Origin of the sequence: Arcicella aquatica (genome assembly GCF_034928825.1) — a bacterium.
Lineage (GTDB): Bacteria > Bacteroidota > Bacteroidia > Cytophagales > Spirosomataceae > Arcicella > Arcicella aquatica.
The window spans coordinates 174,019-192,743 of sequence record NZ_JAYFUL010000001.1 but is presented as its reverse complement, the minus strand read 5'-3'; the positions used below and the strand labels follow the sequence as shown (position 1 = coordinate 192,743).

The following is an 18,725-nucleotide window of genomic DNA, read 5'->3' as shown; positions in this document are numbered from 1 at the left end:
AAGTCAACTTTGTAGTGAGGAATCAAACCACCTGATTGGCTAAAAATGTCGATTTAATTTTTTGTACATTATTGAAAGACAAATTAACAATAAAAAAATGATTCAAGACAGACGAGATTTTTTAAAGAAAAGTACTTATTCTACTTTGTTGGGATTAGTCATTCCCAACATCCCTTTTGCAAAGTCTTCTCCAACAATTTTAAGTCCAGCAGAAGGCGGTTTACCCGACTGGAAAAACAAAGAATTAATCATTCTTTCTGATAAACCTTGGAACGTAGAAACGCCTCCACATTTACTTGACGATAAAGTAACGCCTGTTGAAAAAATGTTTATTCGCAACAATGGCTTGGTGCCAGAAGGCAATATTGACGTTAATACTTGGACATTGACCATTGGCGGTGAATCTGTAAAGACTTCAAAGACGTATAAACTCAAAGACTTAAAGGAAAAATTTAAACATTATACTTATCAGCTTACGTTGGAATGTGGAGGAAATGGACGTTCTGGCTATTTTCCACAAACTTCGGGTAATCAATGGGACCAAGGAGCAGTAAGTTGTGCAGAATGGACAGGCGTTAGATTGAAAGATATTTTAGCAGATGTAGGGTTAAAAGAAGATGCCGTGTATATTGGTTATTACGGAAAAGATATTCACCTGAGCAGAACACCCAATAAGTCAGTTATTTCAAGGGGCGTACCGATTAAAAAAGCATTGGAAGATGAAACCCTGATTGCTTGGGCTGTAAATGGAAAAGATATTCCTTTGGAACATGGTTTCCCGCTACGCTTAGTCATTGGTGGTTGGCCTGCTTCTGTTTCTGGAAAGTGGTTGGATAAAATTGTGGTCAGAAACAAAGAGCATGATGGCGAAAAAATGAGTGGGCATAGCTACAGAGTGCCGATTAATCCAATTGAACCAGGAGAGAAATTAGCCGAAACGCCCGAAAATTTTAAAATTATCGAAGCCATGCCTGTAAAGTCTTTAATTACTTATCCTAAAACGGGAGCAGTAATTGATACAGGAAAAACGATTACCTTGCGTGGACACGCTTGGGCGGGAGATTTAGCCGTTAAAGAAGTAGCCGTTTCACTTGATTATGGTGTTAGTTGGAAAAAGTGTAATCTGGAAGCCCCTAAAAATCGTTTAGCTTGGCAACATTGGTCTTTAGCCTTAGATTTTTCACAAAAGGGCTATTTTGAGGTATGGGTAAAGGCAACCGATAGCAAAGGAATTACACAACCAATGGTAATTCCTCAGTGGAATCCGGGGGGATATTTGAATAATGCTTGTCATAGAATTGCGGTGAAAGTCGTATAAACCAACATCGAGATGAAAGTTATCAACACATATTTATTTGTCGGAACGATAATGATGTTTTTTCTTGCCTTCAAGCAATCAGAAGAAAGTAATATCAATACAGCAAGCTCAGCACTTCAAAGTCCTTATAAAAACCTATCTGATTCATTGACGATTGATTCAGAAACTGGATTAGTCAACGATGCTAATTTGATAATGATAAAAGCACAATGTACAGCTTGCCATAATACCCAATTGATTCAGCAACATCGATTTACACGAGAAGGCTGGAAAGATAAAATCAGATGGATGCAAAAGAACCATAAACTATGGGATTTAGGCGAGTCAGAAAAAGTAGTACTTGATTATTTAGAGAAATACTATTCACCAAAGATGGCTTCTCAGAAAATTCAGAACAGACGTGAATTATTGAAAACTATACAGTGGTATAAATTGGAGAATCGTTGATGAATATCCCTCCTTATCACTAGCCCGAGACTTAAGTCCCGGGCTAGTGATAAGGAGGAAAAGCCCAATTTGAAGGATTATTTCACCCCATTTAAATCAATATTTACATCACTATTTAAGTATAAATAAGCTGTTTTTAGTCTTAAAATCCTCTAGTCCTAAAGTCCTCTAGTCCTAAAGTCCTCTAGTCCTAAAGTCCTCTAGTCCTAAAGTCCTCTAGTCCTAAAGTCCTCTAGTCCTAAAGTCCTCTAGTCCTAAAGTCCTCTAATCCTAAAGTCCTCTAGTCCTAAAGTCCTCTAGTCCTAAAGTCCAAACTATAACCTATACCCCCTCAAAAACTCCTCAATTCCCATGCGTTTTTTGCCTTCTAATTGTAGCTCTTCAATGGCTAAATAGCCATCAGCACATTTAAAATACAGGTACTTTTTACCATCACTTTTATACGCATCTTCAAATTGAATAGTCTCGTCCGTTACTTTTGAAGTACGATATATTTTACACACTTTACCGTTCAAGGTTGTCCAAGCTGCTGGATAAGGCGATAGCCCTCTGATAAAATCATATATTGATTTAGTAGATTTCTGCCAATCAATCTCACAGGTTTCTTTAAAAATCTTAGGAGCGTGTTTTATTTCATCCGATTCTATCTGTGGCTCTTGTGGATAGTTGCCCGCTTCAATGGCTCTAACAGTCTTTAAAACCAATTTAGCTCCAATCTGCATCAAACGCACATAGACATCGCCTACAGTATCGGTCTCAGCAATCGGTTCTTTTTCTTGAAAGATGATTGACCCTGTGTCTATTTCATGCTTTAAAAAGAAAGTCGTAACACCCGTTTCGGTCTCGCCATTCATAATTGCCCAGTTGATAGGGGCAGCACCACGATATTGTGGTAAAAGCGAACCATGTAAATTGAACGTTCCTAAGCGTGGCATTGTCCAAACAGCTTCGGGTAACATTCTAAAAGCAACTACTATTTGTAGGTCGGCTTCATAGCTTTTTAATTCAGTTAAGAAATCTGGATTTTTTAATTTTTCAGGCTGTAATATAGGTATATGTGGAGCATTGGCTAATACATATTCTTTTACAGGCGACATACCGATTTTCAATCCACGTCCAATCGGTTTATCGGGTGCTGTAATTACCGCCACCACATTACAATTATTTTCAACTAAAGTTTTCAAACTCTCAACCGCAAAGTCGGGAGTACCCATAAAGATTATTTTCATAAGATTAATATTTTTATACCACGATTAATGTGGCATTGAGAATGCTGAATTTGTCCTTTAAAAATGATATTTCAGTGAAAGAAATGATTTTCCTTGTAATAGTTTTTAACTCACAGCTAAAGGCTCAAAGCGCATAGCTTCTTTATTTGAATACAAAATTTCTAAAAAAAACACAATTTGAAATTTCTCTTTGAAATCGAAATACGTTTTATTATCTTTGCTAACTCAATTCAGTAAAATATGCAACGAAAGACTCAATCAAGCAAAGCTAATTAGCTTCGAAATTTCTGCAAAGGTCATAAAAAATCTTGTAGAACGGTCGAAAGCCGTTCTTTTTGTTTGTAAAGAGTTGAAGATTATTATTTTCAGAATTGATATAACACTTGCTGGCAGCGATGTCAGTAATTTTTTTTGTATCAACTCAAAGAAGTTATGAATAGAAACGGCAAAAATCTAGGCTAAGGTTTTGTGTCAGTTTACATTAATACTTTGTAAAAAATAAAACAATGGGAAAAGTACAGTATTATACTCCAGAGAAGTTAGAGGAATTAAAAGCTGAATTGCAATATTTAAAATTGCAGGGTCGTTCGGATATGGCCAAGCAAATTGCAGAGGCTCGTGATAAAGGTGATCTTAGTGAAAATGCGGAGTATGATGCCGCAAAGGATGCACAAGGTTTGTTGGAATTGAAGATTTCTAAAATGGAAGAAATCGTTGCCAATGCCCGTGTATTGAACGAGACTAACATTGATACATCTAAAGTATCTATTTTATCAAAAGTAAAAATCAAGAATAAGAAAAACGGCATGGAAGTGGTTTATACCATCGTGTCGGAAGAAGAAGCAGACTTGAAAGCGGGTAAAATCTCTAATTCATCACCCTTCGGAAAAGGACTATTCGGTAAATCAGTAGGCGACGTGGCAGAAATCCAAGCCCCAGCCGGAAAACTTGAATTTGAAATTCTTGAAATCAGTCGCTAGGCATTGTCTATTCTTTGATTTCATCTTTCTATAAAAGAATGTTATACAAATCTTGAATTAGCCATCGTTGATTTAATCAATGATGGCTTTTTTTTGTAGTTTTATACATTAATGAAATTTCAGGCTCAGTAGTAATAGGCTGTGACTTGAACAAAAACGAAGGAACATTTTCATGCAATTTCTATATCCGTTTTTTCTTTGGGGACTTTTAGCCGCAGCGATTCCCTTAATTATTCACCTCTTTAATTTTAGAAGAACCAAAAAAGTATATTTTACCAATGTTGCTTTTTTGCGGGCAGTCAATACTACCACATCGTCATTTCGTAGGTTAAAACACCTATTGATTATGGCTGCTAGAATGGCTTTTATTATCGCATTGGTTTTAGCATTTGCCCAGCCATTTATTCCCTCAAAAAGTGGGAGTAAGGTGAAAATAGGAGGAATAACGAGCTTGTACATTGATAATTCGCTATCAATGCAAAACGAGCTGGATAAAAAAACGTATCTGGATAAAGCCATCAATAAAACCGAAGAATTGTTACTTGCCTTTCCGCAAGGTTCAAAACTACAGTTAGTTACCAATGATTTCTCTGCCGACGAACACGCCATTGGCAATACTCAGCAAATCAAAGAGCGAACCACATCAATCAAGTTTACGCATAGTCCCCGTACGTTAGAACAGGTTTTGAACCGACAAAAAAACCTTGCATCCAAACATAACTCACAGGGCGGTAATCAATACGTTTGGTTTTCAGATTTTCAAAAATCAACTGCTGGAAACCTATCAAAGCTTGCGTTAGATTCCAACTCACACCTTTTTGTTGTACCTGTACAGGCTAAAGCATTACAGAATATCTTTGTAGATTCTGTTTGGTTGAATACACCTTTTGTGCGTGAAATGCAGGTAAATCAATTATCGGTAAAACTATTTAATACAGGCGAGAAAGCAGTAGAGAACCTGCCTGTAAAACTATTAATTGATGGCTTACAGGTTTCATCTACCATTGCTACTATCCCTGCAAAATCTTCTACTGTCAGTAACTTCTCTTTCAATATTCAAGGCAAAGGCTTTAAAAAAGCCAATATCTCTTTTGATGATACGCCCATTACTTTTGATAATGATTATTTCTTTGTGTTGAATGTTGCGCCCAAAATCAAGGTATTACATTTGTTTGGGCAAAATAGTGGAGATAAATATTTACCAGCAGTTTTTGCCAATGATAGCATTTTTGCTTTTAAAAGCTATGGGGCATCCAATATTGATGTGGGGATTTTCAAAACAGTAGACTTTATTATTTTAGAAGGCTTACAAAGTATCGAAGGAAGCATGAAGACTGCCTTGACGGACTTTGTAAGAGCAGGAGGGAGCTTAATGGTGATTCCTAATCAATCTCCTGATTTGAATAGTTACAATGCTTTTTTAAGTGTGTTCAATATTCGGAATATTCAGGATAAAAATATTAATACAGCATCTACACCCTTGGCAGAACCTGCCAAGTCGTCTTCATTCTTTGCAGATATTTTTGATAATACTACTCAAAAAGAAATGATGCAAATGCCTAACCAACAAGCCGTAATCAATTGGCAAGCTGTTGGAGATAAACTATTGAGTTTTAGAAATAATCAAGCTTTCCTAACGGTTTCGCCCGTTGAAAAAGGAAAACTATATTTATTAGCGGCACCCCTAGCTATTCAATTTGGCGAGTTTGCCAGAAATGCACTATTTGTCCCAATCATGTATAAGATAGCGGCTCAGAGTGTTATACAGGAACAAGCAGCCTTTTCTTTTGAGTCTAATACTATTGCTATCGTTCTGGACAATGTCAAAGCTGATGTGAATGGACGCAAGTCTTTGTTTACGTTAAAAAGAAATAAGATGGAATTTATTCCTGTACAGAATTTAGTTGGTAATACGCTAATGATTGAACTGCCCAAAGCCAATCAATTGAATGATAATCAAGTGTTGGAGTCGGGCTATTATGAATTGTTGTTAGACGGACAACTACAGAAAGTATTAGCATTCAATCATGACCATAATGAATCAATCATGGATTTTTATAGTGTAAATGACTTGAAAAATATTTTTAGTAAAAACAAAAATATTGAAGTTTTTGATAAAATAGATGATGCCGACTTAGTAGATACCTTTAAGGAACAAAACTTTGGTATATCGTTGTGGAAATACTTTTTAATAGCCGCATTAGCCTTTTTATTGATTGAGATTGCCATTATAAAAATGATGAAATAATGCTTCTTAAATCAAGAATAAGTTGCTTTTGAATTCGCAAATGTTAATTTTGTGTAAGAGAAATTTATACTTTCCAGTACATGATGTATTTGTAGAAAGATTAGCATTTTATATGTTTCCTGAAATGTGGAATGATAATTGTAACCTTTCAGTAGAATACCTGACGAATGTTAGTTTTCTTTCAAGCAAATGTTCTAATATTATTACATTTAGTATTATTATCTTTAAAGAATGATTTCTCCTTTAATTAAATACAAACCACTTGATTAACAAAACATAATTAGCAATAAATCGGTATTCTTAATATTAGAACTAACACATTAGTAAAATGCCAAATAACTCTATCGCTTTAATCGTTGACGATGAACACCTTAACCGCTTTTTGATGCGAAAATATTTACAGTCGTGTAATATCCCTTTTGATGAAGTTACAGATGGACAAGAGGCCATAGAATGGATTAAAAATAGTGAGCATGATAAAATTATAGTGTTGCTTGATTTGAATATGCCTGTAATGGATGGATATGAGTTTTTGGAATATACGGTAGATAACTATTTTGAATTCAAAGAAAAAAAGATATTAACGATTGTAGTTTCAGCATCTGACTATACCGTTTTTAGGCAGAATGCTCCTCATGCTGAAATCATTAAATATCTCTCTAAGCCTGTAGGAAAAGAGGCTCTTTATGAAGCTATTTTACAAGCACAAGAGTATTTCAATGCTATTGTATAACACTAAAAGTGTCTTTAAACGAAAATCCCTTTTAGCAGAAATGCTAAAAGGGATTTTCGTTTAAAGAGGGGTAGTTTTCAAATAATTTATACTGAAATTTAACTATAAAAATATTAAATTGTATTCAAATAATTTTAAGACAATGTATTATAATCTTGTTTTTGAGAAATAGAATATATTACTTCTATGAAAAGACTGATAAATTGTTTATTTTTAACGTATTATGCAGTACAAATAATATTGAAATTTATGAACGTAATGAATACAAAGCAACCAAATTCAAGATATTGAAGTACTTATATTAGAAATAATCTACTGACTAAACGATAAAGCCATGTCTAGGATAGTACTCATTGAAGATGACTTACTTCTTGCTGAAAATACCAGTTTAATTTTGACGCTCAATGGCTATGAATGTTTTGTAGCGAATAGTAGTAAAGAGGGAATTTTGCTAATAGAAGAGATTATTCCAGACTTGGTGGTTTGTGATATCATGCTCGACTCAATGGATGGGTTTGACGTCCTGAGAATAATAAGGCAAGAAAAGGGATTTATTAATTTACCTTTTATTTTCCTTTCAGGCTTAGCAGATTTAACAGACAAGAGAAAAGGAATGAATCTTGGAGCTGACGATTTTTTAACAAAGCCATATTCATCAAAAGATTTAATTGAAACTATTCAAGCAAGGATAGAAATAAGTTCTGCTAAAAAAGTAAACGCTGCAATTGAAACAAGGAAAAATGCGATTGATGTTTTCTATCAAATTTCTACACACGAATACCTAACGCCCTTGAATGGCATCATCAACTTTGGTAGGCTCCTTGAAGAGATGATTAACCAAAATGATTTAAAAGAGGCGAATAGTATTGTAAAAGCCATCCAAGCTTCTGGACAAAGAATGCTTAGGGTAACTCGTAAGCTGTTGTGGTATAATCAATTAGTAAATAGAATTGACCCTTGGGGAAATGCTCACAGCAATGCTAAAGTGAATATTGCTGAATTACAGAAAAATATTTTCTATTTCTTAAAGAATAGTACAAATACCCAATTTAATATTTCCTTTAAAGGTGAAAGCTCTTTTTGGTTTGGCTGTGACAGAGAATTGCTTGAGCAAATGCTTACTGAATTATTGCAAAATGTAATTCAGCATTCCGACCCTCGGTTCGAAATACATTCTGAAGCCTTTTCAGAAAATAATATGTTTGTATTAAAGATAACAAACTATTATAAAGGCTCATATTCTATGAATACAGCGCTGATAAAACCCTTTTATCAGGCACATTATGCTAAAGATATGAATGGCTCTGGTTTGGGTTTATACATTGTAAAGGAATGGGCTACCAAACAAAGGGGAAGTTTAGAAGTGAATACAAATAACAATATTTTTGAGGTTATCCTCAAAATCCCAGTATTACAAATTGATTGAAATTTACAATGTATAGGGAAGTCTGAGTGTAAAAGTACTTCCTTTGGATTGATTACTACTGAAGTTGATATCACCCCCTAATTTTTTGGTGAACTCTTTGGTAATAGTTAATCCTAAGCCTGTACCTTCAATATTCAGGACATTATTGGCCCTAAAGAAAGTTTCAAATAAATGTTCTTGGTCTTCTAGCGGAATACCTATCCCATAATCTTTTACGGTAATGGAAAAAAATGAAGGATAATACTTTAAATGAAGCTCTGGTTCTTTGGCATTAGCAGAATATTTAAAGGCATTGTTGACTAAATTACTGATAATATGGCTTAATAAAACAGGGTCAGTAGATATTTCCTTATATTCTTCGCTCAAGAACATCCTTAGTTTCCTACCATCTTTTCTATTAGTGTAATATTGATTATTAATATCATTCAAGAATTTATTGATGTTAATAGGGTGGGGTTTCACAGGCAATTTCCCGTCCGCTGTTTTGCCAATGATTAAAATATCTTTCAACATACCATCTAGCCTACTTGTTTGGAGGATTATTTTGTCGATATGCATTTTAATTTTATGTTGCAGTACACTATCGCTAATCTGTTGGGTGTGAAAATCCAATAAATCAGCACTTGTGACAATTGCCGTAATGGGTGTTCTGAATTCATGAGAAGTCAGAGAAATAAACCTTGATTTTAGGTTACTAATTTCCTTTTCTTTAGCAAGAGAGAGTTCTAATTTTCGTAAATTCTTACGGTCTTCCTCTGCAATCTTTCTTTCAGTAATATCAAAAGATATACCATTATACGTGATTTTATCTTCTTTAATAATCGGACTTGCTAGTCCCTGAAACCATTTTTTCTTGCCATCCCTTGTTTCTATTTCTCCTTCATAGTTCCACTCTTTTTTGTTGGCAATAGCCACTGCGATAGAGTTGAAGAAAGCATTACTTTCTTTATGCGAGACTTTTATTTTTGATGCCCAGTCTTTATCATTTATCAAAGTACCAAATATCTCAAGACCTTTATCGCTTAAATAAGTGAAGTAAGAAGAACCATCAGGCTCAACACAGAATTGGAAAACAATACCTGGCGAGTTTTTAGCTAAATCGCTAAACATTTTTTCGCTTTGTTGTAATTGCTTATCTGCTAGCTTACGCTCGGTAATGTCTGTTAATGAGCCAGCCATTCTTGAAGGACGATTTTCTTCATCCCACGTAGCTTGCCCACGAATTAGAAACCATCGATAAATACCTGTTGTAGTTTTTAGCCTAAACTCATGATGAAAAATATCACGTTGTTCAAGGTGTTTATTAATAGCAGAAGTAGCCGAATCTACATCATCATTGTGGCTCGATTCTTTCAAAAAGGTAAGAAATGGAATATTAAGGTATATTTCATCATGAGGATACCCCAACATATCCCTGAATCTATGAGATAAATAAGTGATATTGTGGGTAATATCCCAATCCCAAATACCATCACTAGAACCTTTTACGGCAAGGTCAAATCTTTCTTTGCTGATATTCAGCTCAATAGCAGAAAGTTTTTGATTGCTAATATCCGACAAAGCCATTACCAGTCCATAGTTCTGATTAGTTTTGTTCTCTATGGGGTATAATCTTACGTAATACCAATTTGTTGAGCCATTGGGTTGAGGGAAATTGATTTCGTATTCAATCTTCTTGCCATCCAAAACAGTCAGCATCATTGTCTTGAGTATGGGTTTTCTTTCTTCGGGGAAATAATCTAAAATAGGAGTTCCTACTTTCGCTTTTTTATTGGCATTAAAGAAGTTCTGAGAAGAAATATCGCTGGCAATTTTATTAAATGAAACTACATCCAAATGATTGTTAATAAGGATATAGCCCGTATCAGTTGTATTAAAAATAGCTTGAAGGTTTGCTTCAGATTCCCATAATTTTTGTTCTGCAATTCTTTGTTCAGATACGTCTCTCAATAATAAGGCAGCGCCTACTATTAATCCATTTTTTGAGATAGGATTTGCTTTAATTTCAAAATGTATTTCATCGTCAATACTAGGCTTCAAATCAGGCAGTAGCAAATCAGTCGTAAAGTGTTCTCCTTGGAATACTCTATCGTACAAACCTTTCCAAAATGTTTTTAGGGCATCGGGCATAGGAGCTTTAAACACAGAATCGCCAATAAAATATTTAGTGCCCAATGAGAAAGCCAAACTCTTTAGGAATGCATTATTCATGGTCATTAACTGATAGTTGGTATCTATGCTCCAAATACAATCATCTGTACTGTTAATCAAAGCCTCATAATTACTTTTCTTTAATTCTAAATCTCTAGCGATGTTGATAACATCCGTAACGTTTTCTACTAAAGATAAAATAGAAATCACTTTGCCATTTTCATCTTTTAAGATAGAATTGTGCCAATTACAATAAATAGTTTCTCCTGTTTTTGTTAGATTTCTATTTTTTGAAGTCAGCCTATTTACGCTTCCACTCAGCATTTCATCAGCATATTCGCTTACCTTATTAACATCACTTTCGTGAATAATATTTAATTCAGATAATGATTTCCCCACAACTTCAAAGGCTTTCCAGCCAAAAATCACTTCTGCTTGTTCTGACCAACTTTTTATGGTTAAAGTTCTATCCCAATTAATTACCCCTAATGGCGAGTTCGTATAATGAAAGTTAAGTTCATTGTTTAAAGACTTTAATTGTTTTTCATAGTTTTTTTGATCAGTAATATTGGTCAATGAAATCATTACGCCAATAATTTCATGAAAAGAATCTCTAATTGGGAAAAAAAGAACCTTATACCACCTATCGCCACTATCAAAGGGAATAAGCAGTTCTGTTTTTATTTCTTCGCCAAGGATAGCTTTAGCGAAGTGTTTGTTAATAAAACTATGTGTGGAAGGATGTGAGTAGTTAAATATTTTCTCTCCTTGATGATATTCTTTGTGTAATAATTCCCTAACTCTCTTTTGGAAAATCTTATTAGAATCAATGATGTTTTTATCTTTATCTAACAAAATGATAGATTCAAGGGTATGATTTACGTAAGTAGAGAGAATTTTTTCCGAATGCAGTAGTTCCGATTTTTTATTAAATAAAGATTGAGCTTGTCTCGACAGAATCTGCAAGCTATTAATTTGTCGGGAGCTTAATTTTAATATTTTAGAATCAAGAATACAAAGAGTGCCAAGTATCAATCCCTTTTGATTTTTGATGGGAATACCTAAATAAAAACGCACATAAGGCTCACCTATTACGAAGGGATTATTTTTGAAGCGGTCGTCATTAAGTGCATCTTCTACTAGTATCATTGACTCTGTTTCAATAATGTGCTTACAAAAAGAGTCATCGCGAGATACTTCGCAAAGGTCAATACCAATTTTTGATTTAAACCATTGACGGTCTGAATCCATAAGGCTAATCAAAGCAATAGTAGCACCGCTTATCTGAATACCTAAAGTGACTATATCATCAAAATCTTGGTCGGCGGGAGTATCAAGTAAATTCAATTCCTTTAGGGCGGACAAACGAAGGATTTCATTTGAAGAAATTTGACTATCTTCCATTACTATTGTTTATATAGGTTAAATCACATCTTAAGGCCTACTCTTTCATGCTTATTTAGCAGTACAGTATTTTTTAGCAGGGATATTATTTATTGTACTTCAGCAATTACATTTTGAATAGCATTTACCAAATCTTTGCCTCGGATGGGCTTTGTCAAATATTCATTGGCTCCGCTTTTTATTCCGTTTTCATAATCAGTATTTTCAGCATGTGCAGATAGTAAAATAAAGGGTAAATTAGCCCACTTTTCTTCGGCACGGACATTCTTCAAAAATAGTAAACCATTCATACGGGGCATTCTTATGTCAGAAACAATGACATCTATATCTTGTTTTTGAAGGATTTCCATCGCTTCTTCTCCATCTTCAGCAGGAATAACTGTAAAATCAAATAACTCTAAAATCTCAACGTAATTGTTCCTAAGAACAACGTCGTCTTCAACAAATAATATTTTAGTTTTCATTGTAGGATTTATAAAGTAAGTTTTTCATAAATAAATGGTTAATTAAATTACAATAATTTTTGTCTTCTTCAAAGAAAGAGTTTACAAATTTTAATAGGGAAGTTTTAATGTAAATATACTTCCAACTCCTTCCTCGCTTTCAAAATCTATCTTTCCGCCTAGTTTTTGGTAAATTCTTTGGCGATACTTAATCCTAAGCCCGTACCCTCTGTACTAATTACATTCGTTTCCCTGAAGAAAGTTTCAAATAAATGTTGTTGGTCGTTTGAAGGAATGCCCATTCATCTTTATGGACATAATAGGTGGTGATAGCATCAACATAACATATAGTGTTATGTTTTTTTGACGAGAGGAGGGAAAGCTCTTTCTCTTTAAAAATATCTAACCATTGATTCTTTATATAAGCTCATTTTTTAATAATTTGCCATACTTATATCACTTGTAAATTTATGACAAAAATTATCATAAGATAAAATGTTTTTACGCTAAGTAAGAAAACAAAATAAATTATTTGAATATTAAAATTAGAGGCTTATACTTGGCAATTTAATTAAAAGGAAGCCTATTTACAATGATGAAAAGCAAATTATAATCAACCCTTTTTTGTGTTTATGTGATGGCTGTTGGTAGGAGCAATAGAGTGTAGAAAAAGTAAGTTAAAAGACTAAAAAATAAAAATTAAATAATTGATTTTCAGTTAGAAACGTTAACAAAAAATTGCTATCGTTCTGAAAATAAGGAGATAACATTGTTAGGGTGCCAGTAGCTTTCTACTCTTATTTGTATCACTAGAAAGGGACTTAAGTCCCTCTCTAGTGATACAAATAAAGATGTAAAAAGACAATATGCTTTACTCAAATACTATAAGGAAATATCAGCGTAAATTTACACCCTTTTCCTTCTTCACTTTCAAAACTAATTTCACCCTGTAGCTTTTCTGTAAATTCTTTGGCAATATTCAATCCTAAGCCAGTTCCCTCGGTTTTTATTACATTACTAGCTCTAAAAAAGGTTTCAAATAAATATTTTTGTTCAGTTTGTGGGATGCCTATTCCGTAATCTTTTACATTGATACAAAAGTGATTATCAAAATAAGTTAAATGAATTTCGGGGTTCTGGTATATCCCTCTGGAATATTTAAAGGCATTGCCAATAAGATTATTCATGACGTGCCGTAAGATAGACTCATCTGAAATTATTTCTTTTTCCTCACTAGGAAGAAATAACGTTAGGTTTCTATGTTCATTGGGTTGATATTGAAATTCCTGAGCCATTTTTTCAAGAAACGCTTTAATCAACAAAGGCTCTTTTTTTACAGTAATTTTACCTTCTGCAGTCTTTTCTAAGTTTAATATATCGGTGATAATCCCTGTCAGCCTATTAACCTGCGTAATAATATTTTCTAATTGTTTATTCGTTTTATCTTTTAGTTGAGCATCTTCTATTTTGCTAATGTAAACGTCTAATAATTCCGTACTTCCAAGAATGACAGATAAGGGTGTTCGGAACTCGTGAGATGTGAGCGAGATAAATCTTGATTTTAGCTGATTTAATTGCTTCTCTTTGGTCAGAAGGATTTCTAAATTCTGTATGTTTTTGTTATTCTCTTCTACTACTTTAGACTGATGAATGTCTTGAAATGTGCCAAAAATTCGTTTAATTTTATTGTCTTCTATTTCAGTTTTCCCTATCAGCTTCACCCAAATTTCTTTTTGTGAGGTATTTATTACTTTAGTTTCTACTTCAAAGGGTGTTCCATATTCTATACAGTTCTGAATGGCATTTTCTATTAATTCTCGGCAAAAGCCTTCTTTATAAAAAGCGATACCCGTTTCAAAGGTAGGATTAAAATCTAGGTTTACTTCAAGAATCTCTTTCATTACATCAGACCAATAAATATCCCTTGTGGCTACATCAAATGACCAGCCCCCAATTCTGGCTAGCTTGTTGGTTTGTTCTAGTAAATCCTTTGTTTTCTTGAGTTGTTCCTCTGCCAGTTTTGTTTCTGTAATATTCTGAAAAGTGCCATAAATTCTTTGTCTATTTGGATTAGAAAAGTCTGCTTTCCCTACGCTTCTCACCCATATTTCTTTACCTGTGGCAGTAATGAGTTCAAGCTCAACATCATAGGGAGTTCCAAAATTAATACAGCTTTCTACGGCATTGGCTATAACTTTTCTACTCCTATCATCTTTGTAAAAATTAATTCCATCTTCAATAGTAGGTTGATACAATTCATCAAGCTCATGAATCTCTTTCGTAATTTTAGACCAATATAGCGTACCTGTGCTAATATTAAGCTCCCACCCACCAATTTTAGCTACCTGATTAGTCTCTTGCAAGAGTGTCTTGGTTCGGGTTAGCTCTATTTCTGCGTGTTTTCTGGCTGTTATATCATTGAGCACCATGATGGTTTCCTTGTTCAGCGGATTGATACTCGAATTGATATTTGTCCAGTAATAAGAACCATGTTTTTCTTTTAACCTAATTTCTAGGTTTTTAAACGGCACACCCGAAATCAATGCGTTTTTTACAGTGCGGATTCCAATTTCTAAATCTTGATGATGTATAAAATCTATATAATGTTTTCCAACAATTTCGTTTAGTTCATAATGGTAAAGCTTCGTAACATTGGGCGAAACATAAGTAACTACGCCGTTATCATCCACTGAAATCAATAAGTCTGTCATGTTGGCTACCAATACTGATAAATCATTTTCTATCTTAACATGATCAGAAACGTTGTAGCCGATGCATAGTACCTCAAAAGGTTTACCTTCATCATCAATTAGGGCTGTAAATTCCCATTGATTAGTAATGATTTCCCCATGTTTATTTATTTTTCTTAGAAAGATCGCAAAAGGAGTAAGTGGACTCCTAAAGCATTTCATAATGGTTTCTCTGCATACTTCATGGTCCTCTTCAATCACATAGAGCATAGCGTTTGTACCTAGCAAAGATTCTTTATCTGAACAGAAAAGCTGATGGTAGTTGTCGTTAATGAAATTATAATTACCATAAATGTCGGTTTTCATCACAAATAAGACTTTACTGTTTTTGATAGATGTACCTATTGATTGATAAGTTGTATCAGAAGTTACCAGTGGAAATTCATAATGTTGGGCAAGCGTATTAGCACCCAAAACTCTATTAGGATTTCCTTCAGCATCATAGAATATCTTACAAACACAGTTCATGGCTACTGTTGAGCCATTTTGATGAATATACTTCAATAAATACTCTGGATGCGGAGTATTATTAGCAGTTAGTCTAGTAGAGTTTAATAAATCATTATCAATAAAAAAGCCTATTAATTGATTTACAAATACAGAATACTCGAAAATAGCGTTGTAGCCTAATATCAATTCAATTTCAGTGCTTATCCAGCAGAAATTTGATACCTCCAAATCCCAAAACCATAAACCGTTTTTCGCATTTTTTTGAACAAAATCATAAAGTTCTTCATCATTTTTTAGATGAAGGTCTAATTCATTCTTTAAGTAGTTTGTCATAACATTAAAAAATATCTGTCGTAAGGAAAACAATTTTGTCCCCTCTTATTGGTGAGGCAGAGTGAAAAAAACAGAGGTAAAATGGTTTAATAATATTAATTGCAATTGAAATATACTCTTAATTTATACAGATACAGTGATTTATACAATGAAGCTGTTTAAACTTTCCCTTTCGGGTTAAACTAAGTCTTTTAGAATAGCTTGTTCCAAAATTTACTCAACGTAGCGATGCTATGCTTCGCAAATGTTGAAAAAATCAATTCAAAAATACAATACTTTCACCTAAGAAACTGAAAGTTTAAACAGCTTCAATAATAAATTAAAGCAATTTTGAGTATATGCTAAGTTTTAGGTAAAAATAGTATTGATAAGATTTACCACTAATAAAGCTTTTTTGAAGGAATACGCTATTTTTATTGAGAACAGAAAATAAGGAATGTTGTTTCGGAGTTGGCAACTAGGAACTTATGCTTGGAAGCTGTTTAAATCCTTTGCCTGAGGCAGAGTTATTCGGTTAAATGCTTATCCTTAAGAAGTGACTTCAGTCCCTTCTTAAGGATAAATTCAAATTTTATAGGGTTGTCAACAAAACAATGATTTAAGCTGTACCTTTTACTAAGGCTTTAAGTACATCGTCATTAACGTTTCCGAATAATGAAATCCCAGCCGCACCATTTTTTAACGCTAATTTAATGCCTTGAACAATTTCGTCATTACTATCAAAATCGGGTAAATACAAGCCAGCATATAATGGAAATTTTCCATGTAATGCCTTTACGCCTTCTTCTACGGCATCGCCAATCCAACTTACGTCTTCTTTATAAAACTTATGGTAAATCATTGGGCATACAGCCGATAAATTCCAATTTACCCAGTCTTGTCTTACAATTCTTTTGGCTACTTCTGGCGTAGGGAAAACTGCCGCAGTAATAGGTTTCTTAAAGCTTGCTGCTGTTTTAGCTAAATGATTTACCAGACGAGTAACATTATCGTATCTGAATTTACGCCAAGATAAATTTTGGTCTGGGTTCTCCAAGGTTCTAATATCAATCCCTTTCAATTCTTTGAATTTAGCCTGACAAACATCACAATAGCAAAAATCGTATTCAGGCAATTCTTGATTTTGTTTGATACCATATACTTGCCATAGATTTACTGCTAAAATCACATCGCAATAACGTACATAGTCTAAGTGAATACCGTCTACATAAGGCTTGCTTAATTCTGTTTTAACAGCTTTCTCTAGATAATCTCTTACCTCTGGACGAGATGGACAAAGCCATCTATAATAATTTACATAAGGAGGGTTAGTAGCACAAGATTCCCCCTTGCGGTTGATAGCATACCATTCTGGATGTGCCTTCAAAAGACTTTCTTCGCCTCTGTTCAAGGTCCAAATCCAACGATGCGTAGTCAATCCTTGCTTTTTGGCAATGCTAAAATGTTTTTCATCGTCGGCTTCAAAGAAAACACCTGTGATACCATGTGCTTTATATTTTTTATAACGTTCAGTAAGTACGTCTTCTGTTTCCTTATGGTCAGGGTTTATCCAAACCCAGTTTTTTAGTTGAGTGCTTTTTTCCTCAAGAACTAAAGGGCGTGCTTGAAGTAAATTTGCGCTTTGCCCAACAGCCAATGCCCCTAAGCCCATTTGTTTTAAGAAAGTACGTTTTTCCATTGTTTTGTTTTTTGTTGAAGATTGTTACAATTATAAAGACTTCAATTTGCTTATCTTGAGGAGGCTGTCCTGATTGAGGAATATTTTATTGTTTTCCGCTTTGTCAATAATCGTTATTACAAAAGTTTGACTAGTAGCTTCTATGTCGATGCTATGAGTTAATTCGCTAGTTTTAAGAACAGTAGAGTCTATCGCCAAAAGCGATAATTCTTTGGCATACTCGTGATTTTTAGCAAAGTACTCCTTTTGGTGATGATAAATATCCCAAGCTATTTTTTTTACTTTCTCAATGTCTGGAATGGCAAAGTTAAAATCTTCTGAACCTACTTTTTTATCAGAAAACACTAAGTAGCCCCAATTTTCAGGCATGTGCATATCAATTTTGCCTTGTGGTGACCAAACCCAATTATATTCTGGAAGCACACCTTGACCATCTTCTTTTTTCTTGCGACTATACTTACCCGCCTGAACATCATGATTCCATTCAACCCTTGAAAAATTTATTCGCCAAAGCGACAAATCCTCTGGTTTGTTTAAATGATTATCTAAGCTGATTGAAGCAAATGGAATCGCCATTTCTATTACCCACCTTTTATCTGTGTCTGTAGCATTGTTTACCGTTCCATCTATACTTACCGCCGTCTTAAGTTGTTTAATATCCCAATTGATTAAGGCATTGCCACCATTTCTGTATGGCTTTGGCAGAAATAAATCAAAGGTATTGTTGATAGCGTTTATTTCTAATTCAAAGTAGTTTTGGGCATCTCCGTCTGGATCAATAAAAATTTCAAAGTCGTTTTCTAAAAAAACAATCTGGTCTTTTTTGTTTTGATACGCCCAGATATTTTTTTCTTCTAGTTCAGCAGCTATATAAAGATGCGTATCATCCCATAAAAGCTTAGCCCTAGTAGCTTGCAAAGGCTTAGGCTTTTTATCTCCTTCAATATCCACAAAAAGACTTGTCCACTTAGCTTTTTGCCATGCTGGTTCAGAGAGCTTACCGTCAATTTTTAAGGGTTCTGTACTTCGGAAACAATGGTATTGAAGAGGTTCAGGAACAACTTGGGCGAACGAAGAGCACAGTTTCAACCCAATTATTCCAGTAAGGAATAATTTTTTCATATACATTAAATTT

Annotated in this window: 13 protein-coding genes; 6 read left to right on the top strand and 7 right to left on the bottom strand. The window is 34.1% G+C overall.

The annotated features are described in order from the left end of the window. Positions 1-97 precede the first annotated feature (97 nt). Entirely contained in the window at positions 98-1,318 is a 1,221-nt protein-coding gene (locus tag VB264_RS00730; protein WP_323246099.1) for a sulfite oxidase, read from the top strand. Positions 1,319-1,330: 12 nt separating this feature from the next. Next, entirely contained in the window at positions 1,331-1,765 is a 435-nt protein-coding gene (locus tag VB264_RS00725; protein WP_323246098.1) for a hypothetical protein, read from the top strand. 314 nt (positions 1,766-2,079) lie between these two features. Here VB264_RS00725 and fmt read toward each other — a convergent pair whose 3' ends face one another. Further along, positions 2,080-2,994: a methionyl-tRNA formyltransferase gene (gene fmt, locus VB264_RS00720; protein ID WP_323246097.1), complete on the bottom strand. Its 915-nt coding sequence runs from the start codon at positions 2,992-2,994 to the stop codon at positions 2,080-2,082. Between the two features lie 506 nt (positions 2,995-3,500). On the opposite strand from fmt, the gene greA reads away from it, so the two are divergent. The 4 genes from greA to VB264_RS00700 all read left to right on the top strand — a co-directional run bounded on the left by greA (position 3,501) and on the right by VB264_RS00700 (position 8,381). Then, positions 3,501-3,974, top strand: coding sequence for a transcription elongation factor GreA (greA, locus tag VB264_RS00715; RefSeq protein ID WP_309913988.1), 474 nt, complete (start codon positions 3,501-3,503; stop codon positions 3,972-3,974). A gap of 172 nt (positions 3,975-4,146) precedes the next feature. Continuing rightward, positions 4,147-6,222, top strand: a complete 2,076-nt coding sequence (locus VB264_RS00710) for a BatA domain-containing protein (protein WP_323246096.1) — start codon at positions 4,147-4,149, stop codon at positions 6,220-6,222. A 328-nt stretch (positions 6,223-6,550) separates the two neighbouring features. Beyond that, entirely contained in the window at positions 6,551-6,955 is a 405-nt protein-coding gene (locus VB264_RS00705; protein WP_323246095.1) for a response regulator, read from the top strand. Between the two features lie 334 nt (positions 6,956-7,289). Continuing rightward, the gene (locus VB264_RS00700) at positions 7,290-8,381 is read left to right on the top strand and encodes a hybrid sensor histidine kinase/response regulator (protein WP_323246094.1); all 1,092 of its coding nucleotides are present in this window, start codon (positions 7,290-7,292) and stop codon (positions 8,379-8,381) included. 3 nt (positions 8,382-8,384) lie between these two features. Here VB264_RS00700 and VB264_RS00695 read toward each other — a convergent pair whose 3' ends face one another. The 6 genes from VB264_RS00695 to VB264_RS00670 all read right to left on the bottom strand — a co-directional run bounded on the left by VB264_RS00695 (position 8,385) and on the right by VB264_RS00670 (position 18,712). Next, positions 8,385-11,936, bottom strand: coding sequence for a PAS domain S-box protein (locus VB264_RS00695; protein WP_323246093.1), 3,552 nt, complete (start codon positions 11,934-11,936; stop codon positions 8,385-8,387). 89 nt (positions 11,937-12,025) lie between these two features. Then, complete coding sequence (locus VB264_RS00690; RefSeq protein WP_323246092.1) at positions 12,026-12,400, bottom strand: response regulator; 375 nt, start codon at positions 12,398-12,400, stop codon at positions 12,026-12,028. 158 nt (positions 12,401-12,558) lie between these two features. Continuing rightward, the gene (locus tag VB264_RS00685; RefSeq protein ID WP_323246091.1) at positions 12,559-12,681 is read right to left on the bottom strand and encodes an ATP-binding protein; all 123 of its coding nucleotides are present in this window, start codon (positions 12,679-12,681) and stop codon (positions 12,559-12,561) included. Positions 12,682-13,254: 573 nt separating this feature from the next. Next, on the bottom strand, positions 13,255-15,912 hold the full coding sequence (locus VB264_RS00680; RefSeq protein ID WP_323246090.1) for a PAS domain-containing protein: 2,658 nt from the start codon (positions 15,910-15,912) through the stop codon (positions 13,255-13,257). Between the two features lie 598 nt (positions 15,913-16,510). Beyond that, complete coding sequence (locus tag VB264_RS00675; RefSeq protein ID WP_323246089.1) at positions 16,511-17,590, bottom strand: family 10 glycosylhydrolase; 1,080 nt, start codon at positions 17,588-17,590, stop codon at positions 16,511-16,513. Between the two features lie 30 nt (positions 17,591-17,620). Beyond that, a complete protein-coding gene (locus VB264_RS00670) occupies positions 17,621-18,712 on the bottom strand; it encodes a carbohydrate-binding family 9-like protein (protein ID WP_323246088.1) in 1,092 nt (363 codons plus the stop codon). Between the last annotated feature and the right edge of the window lie 13 nt (positions 18,713-18,725).

Excerpts from the sequence above, each read along its gene's own strand:
- VB264_RS00730 (WP_323246099.1), top strand. The coding sequence starts at position 98 with ATGATTCAAGACAGACGAGATTTTTTAAAGAAAAGTACTTATTCTACT.
- VB264_RS00725 (WP_323246098.1), top strand. The coding sequence starts at position 1,331 with ATGAAAGTTATCAACACATATTTATTTGTCGGAACGATAATGATGTTT.
- fmt (WP_323246097.1), bottom strand. The coding sequence starts at position 2,994 with ATGAAAATAATCTTTATGGGTACTCCCGACTTTGCGGTTGAGAGTTTG.
- greA (WP_309913988.1), top strand. The coding sequence starts at position 3,501 with ATGGGAAAAGTACAGTATTATACTCCAGAGAAGTTAGAGGAATTAAAA.
- VB264_RS00710 (WP_323246096.1), top strand. The coding sequence starts at position 4,147 with ATGCAATTTCTATATCCGTTTTTTCTTTGGGGACTTTTAGCCGCAGCG.
- VB264_RS00705 (WP_323246095.1), top strand. The coding sequence starts at position 6,551 with ATGCCAAATAACTCTATCGCTTTAATCGTTGACGATGAACACCTTAAC.
- VB264_RS00700 (WP_323246094.1), top strand. The coding sequence starts at position 7,290 with ATGTCTAGGATAGTACTCATTGAAGATGACTTACTTCTTGCTGAAAAT.
- VB264_RS00695 (WP_323246093.1), bottom strand. The coding sequence starts at position 11,936 with ATGGAAGATAGTCAAATTTCTTCAAATGAAATCCTTCGTTTGTCCGCC.
- VB264_RS00690 (WP_323246092.1), bottom strand. The coding sequence starts at position 12,400 with ATGAAAACTAAAATATTATTTGTTGAAGACGACGTTGTTCTTAGGAAC.
- VB264_RS00685 (WP_323246091.1), bottom strand. The coding sequence starts at position 12,681 with ATGGGCATTCCTTCAAACGACCAACAACATTTATTTGAAACTTTCTTC.
- VB264_RS00680 (WP_323246090.1), bottom strand. The coding sequence starts at position 15,912 with ATGACAAACTACTTAAAGAATGAATTAGACCTTCATCTAAAAAATGAT.
- VB264_RS00675 (WP_323246089.1), bottom strand. The coding sequence starts at position 17,590 with ATGGAAAAACGTACTTTCTTAAAACAAATGGGCTTAGGGGCATTGGCT.
- VB264_RS00670 (WP_323246088.1), bottom strand. The coding sequence starts at position 18,712 with ATGAAAAAATTATTCCTTACTGGAATAATTGGGTTGAAACTGTGCTCT.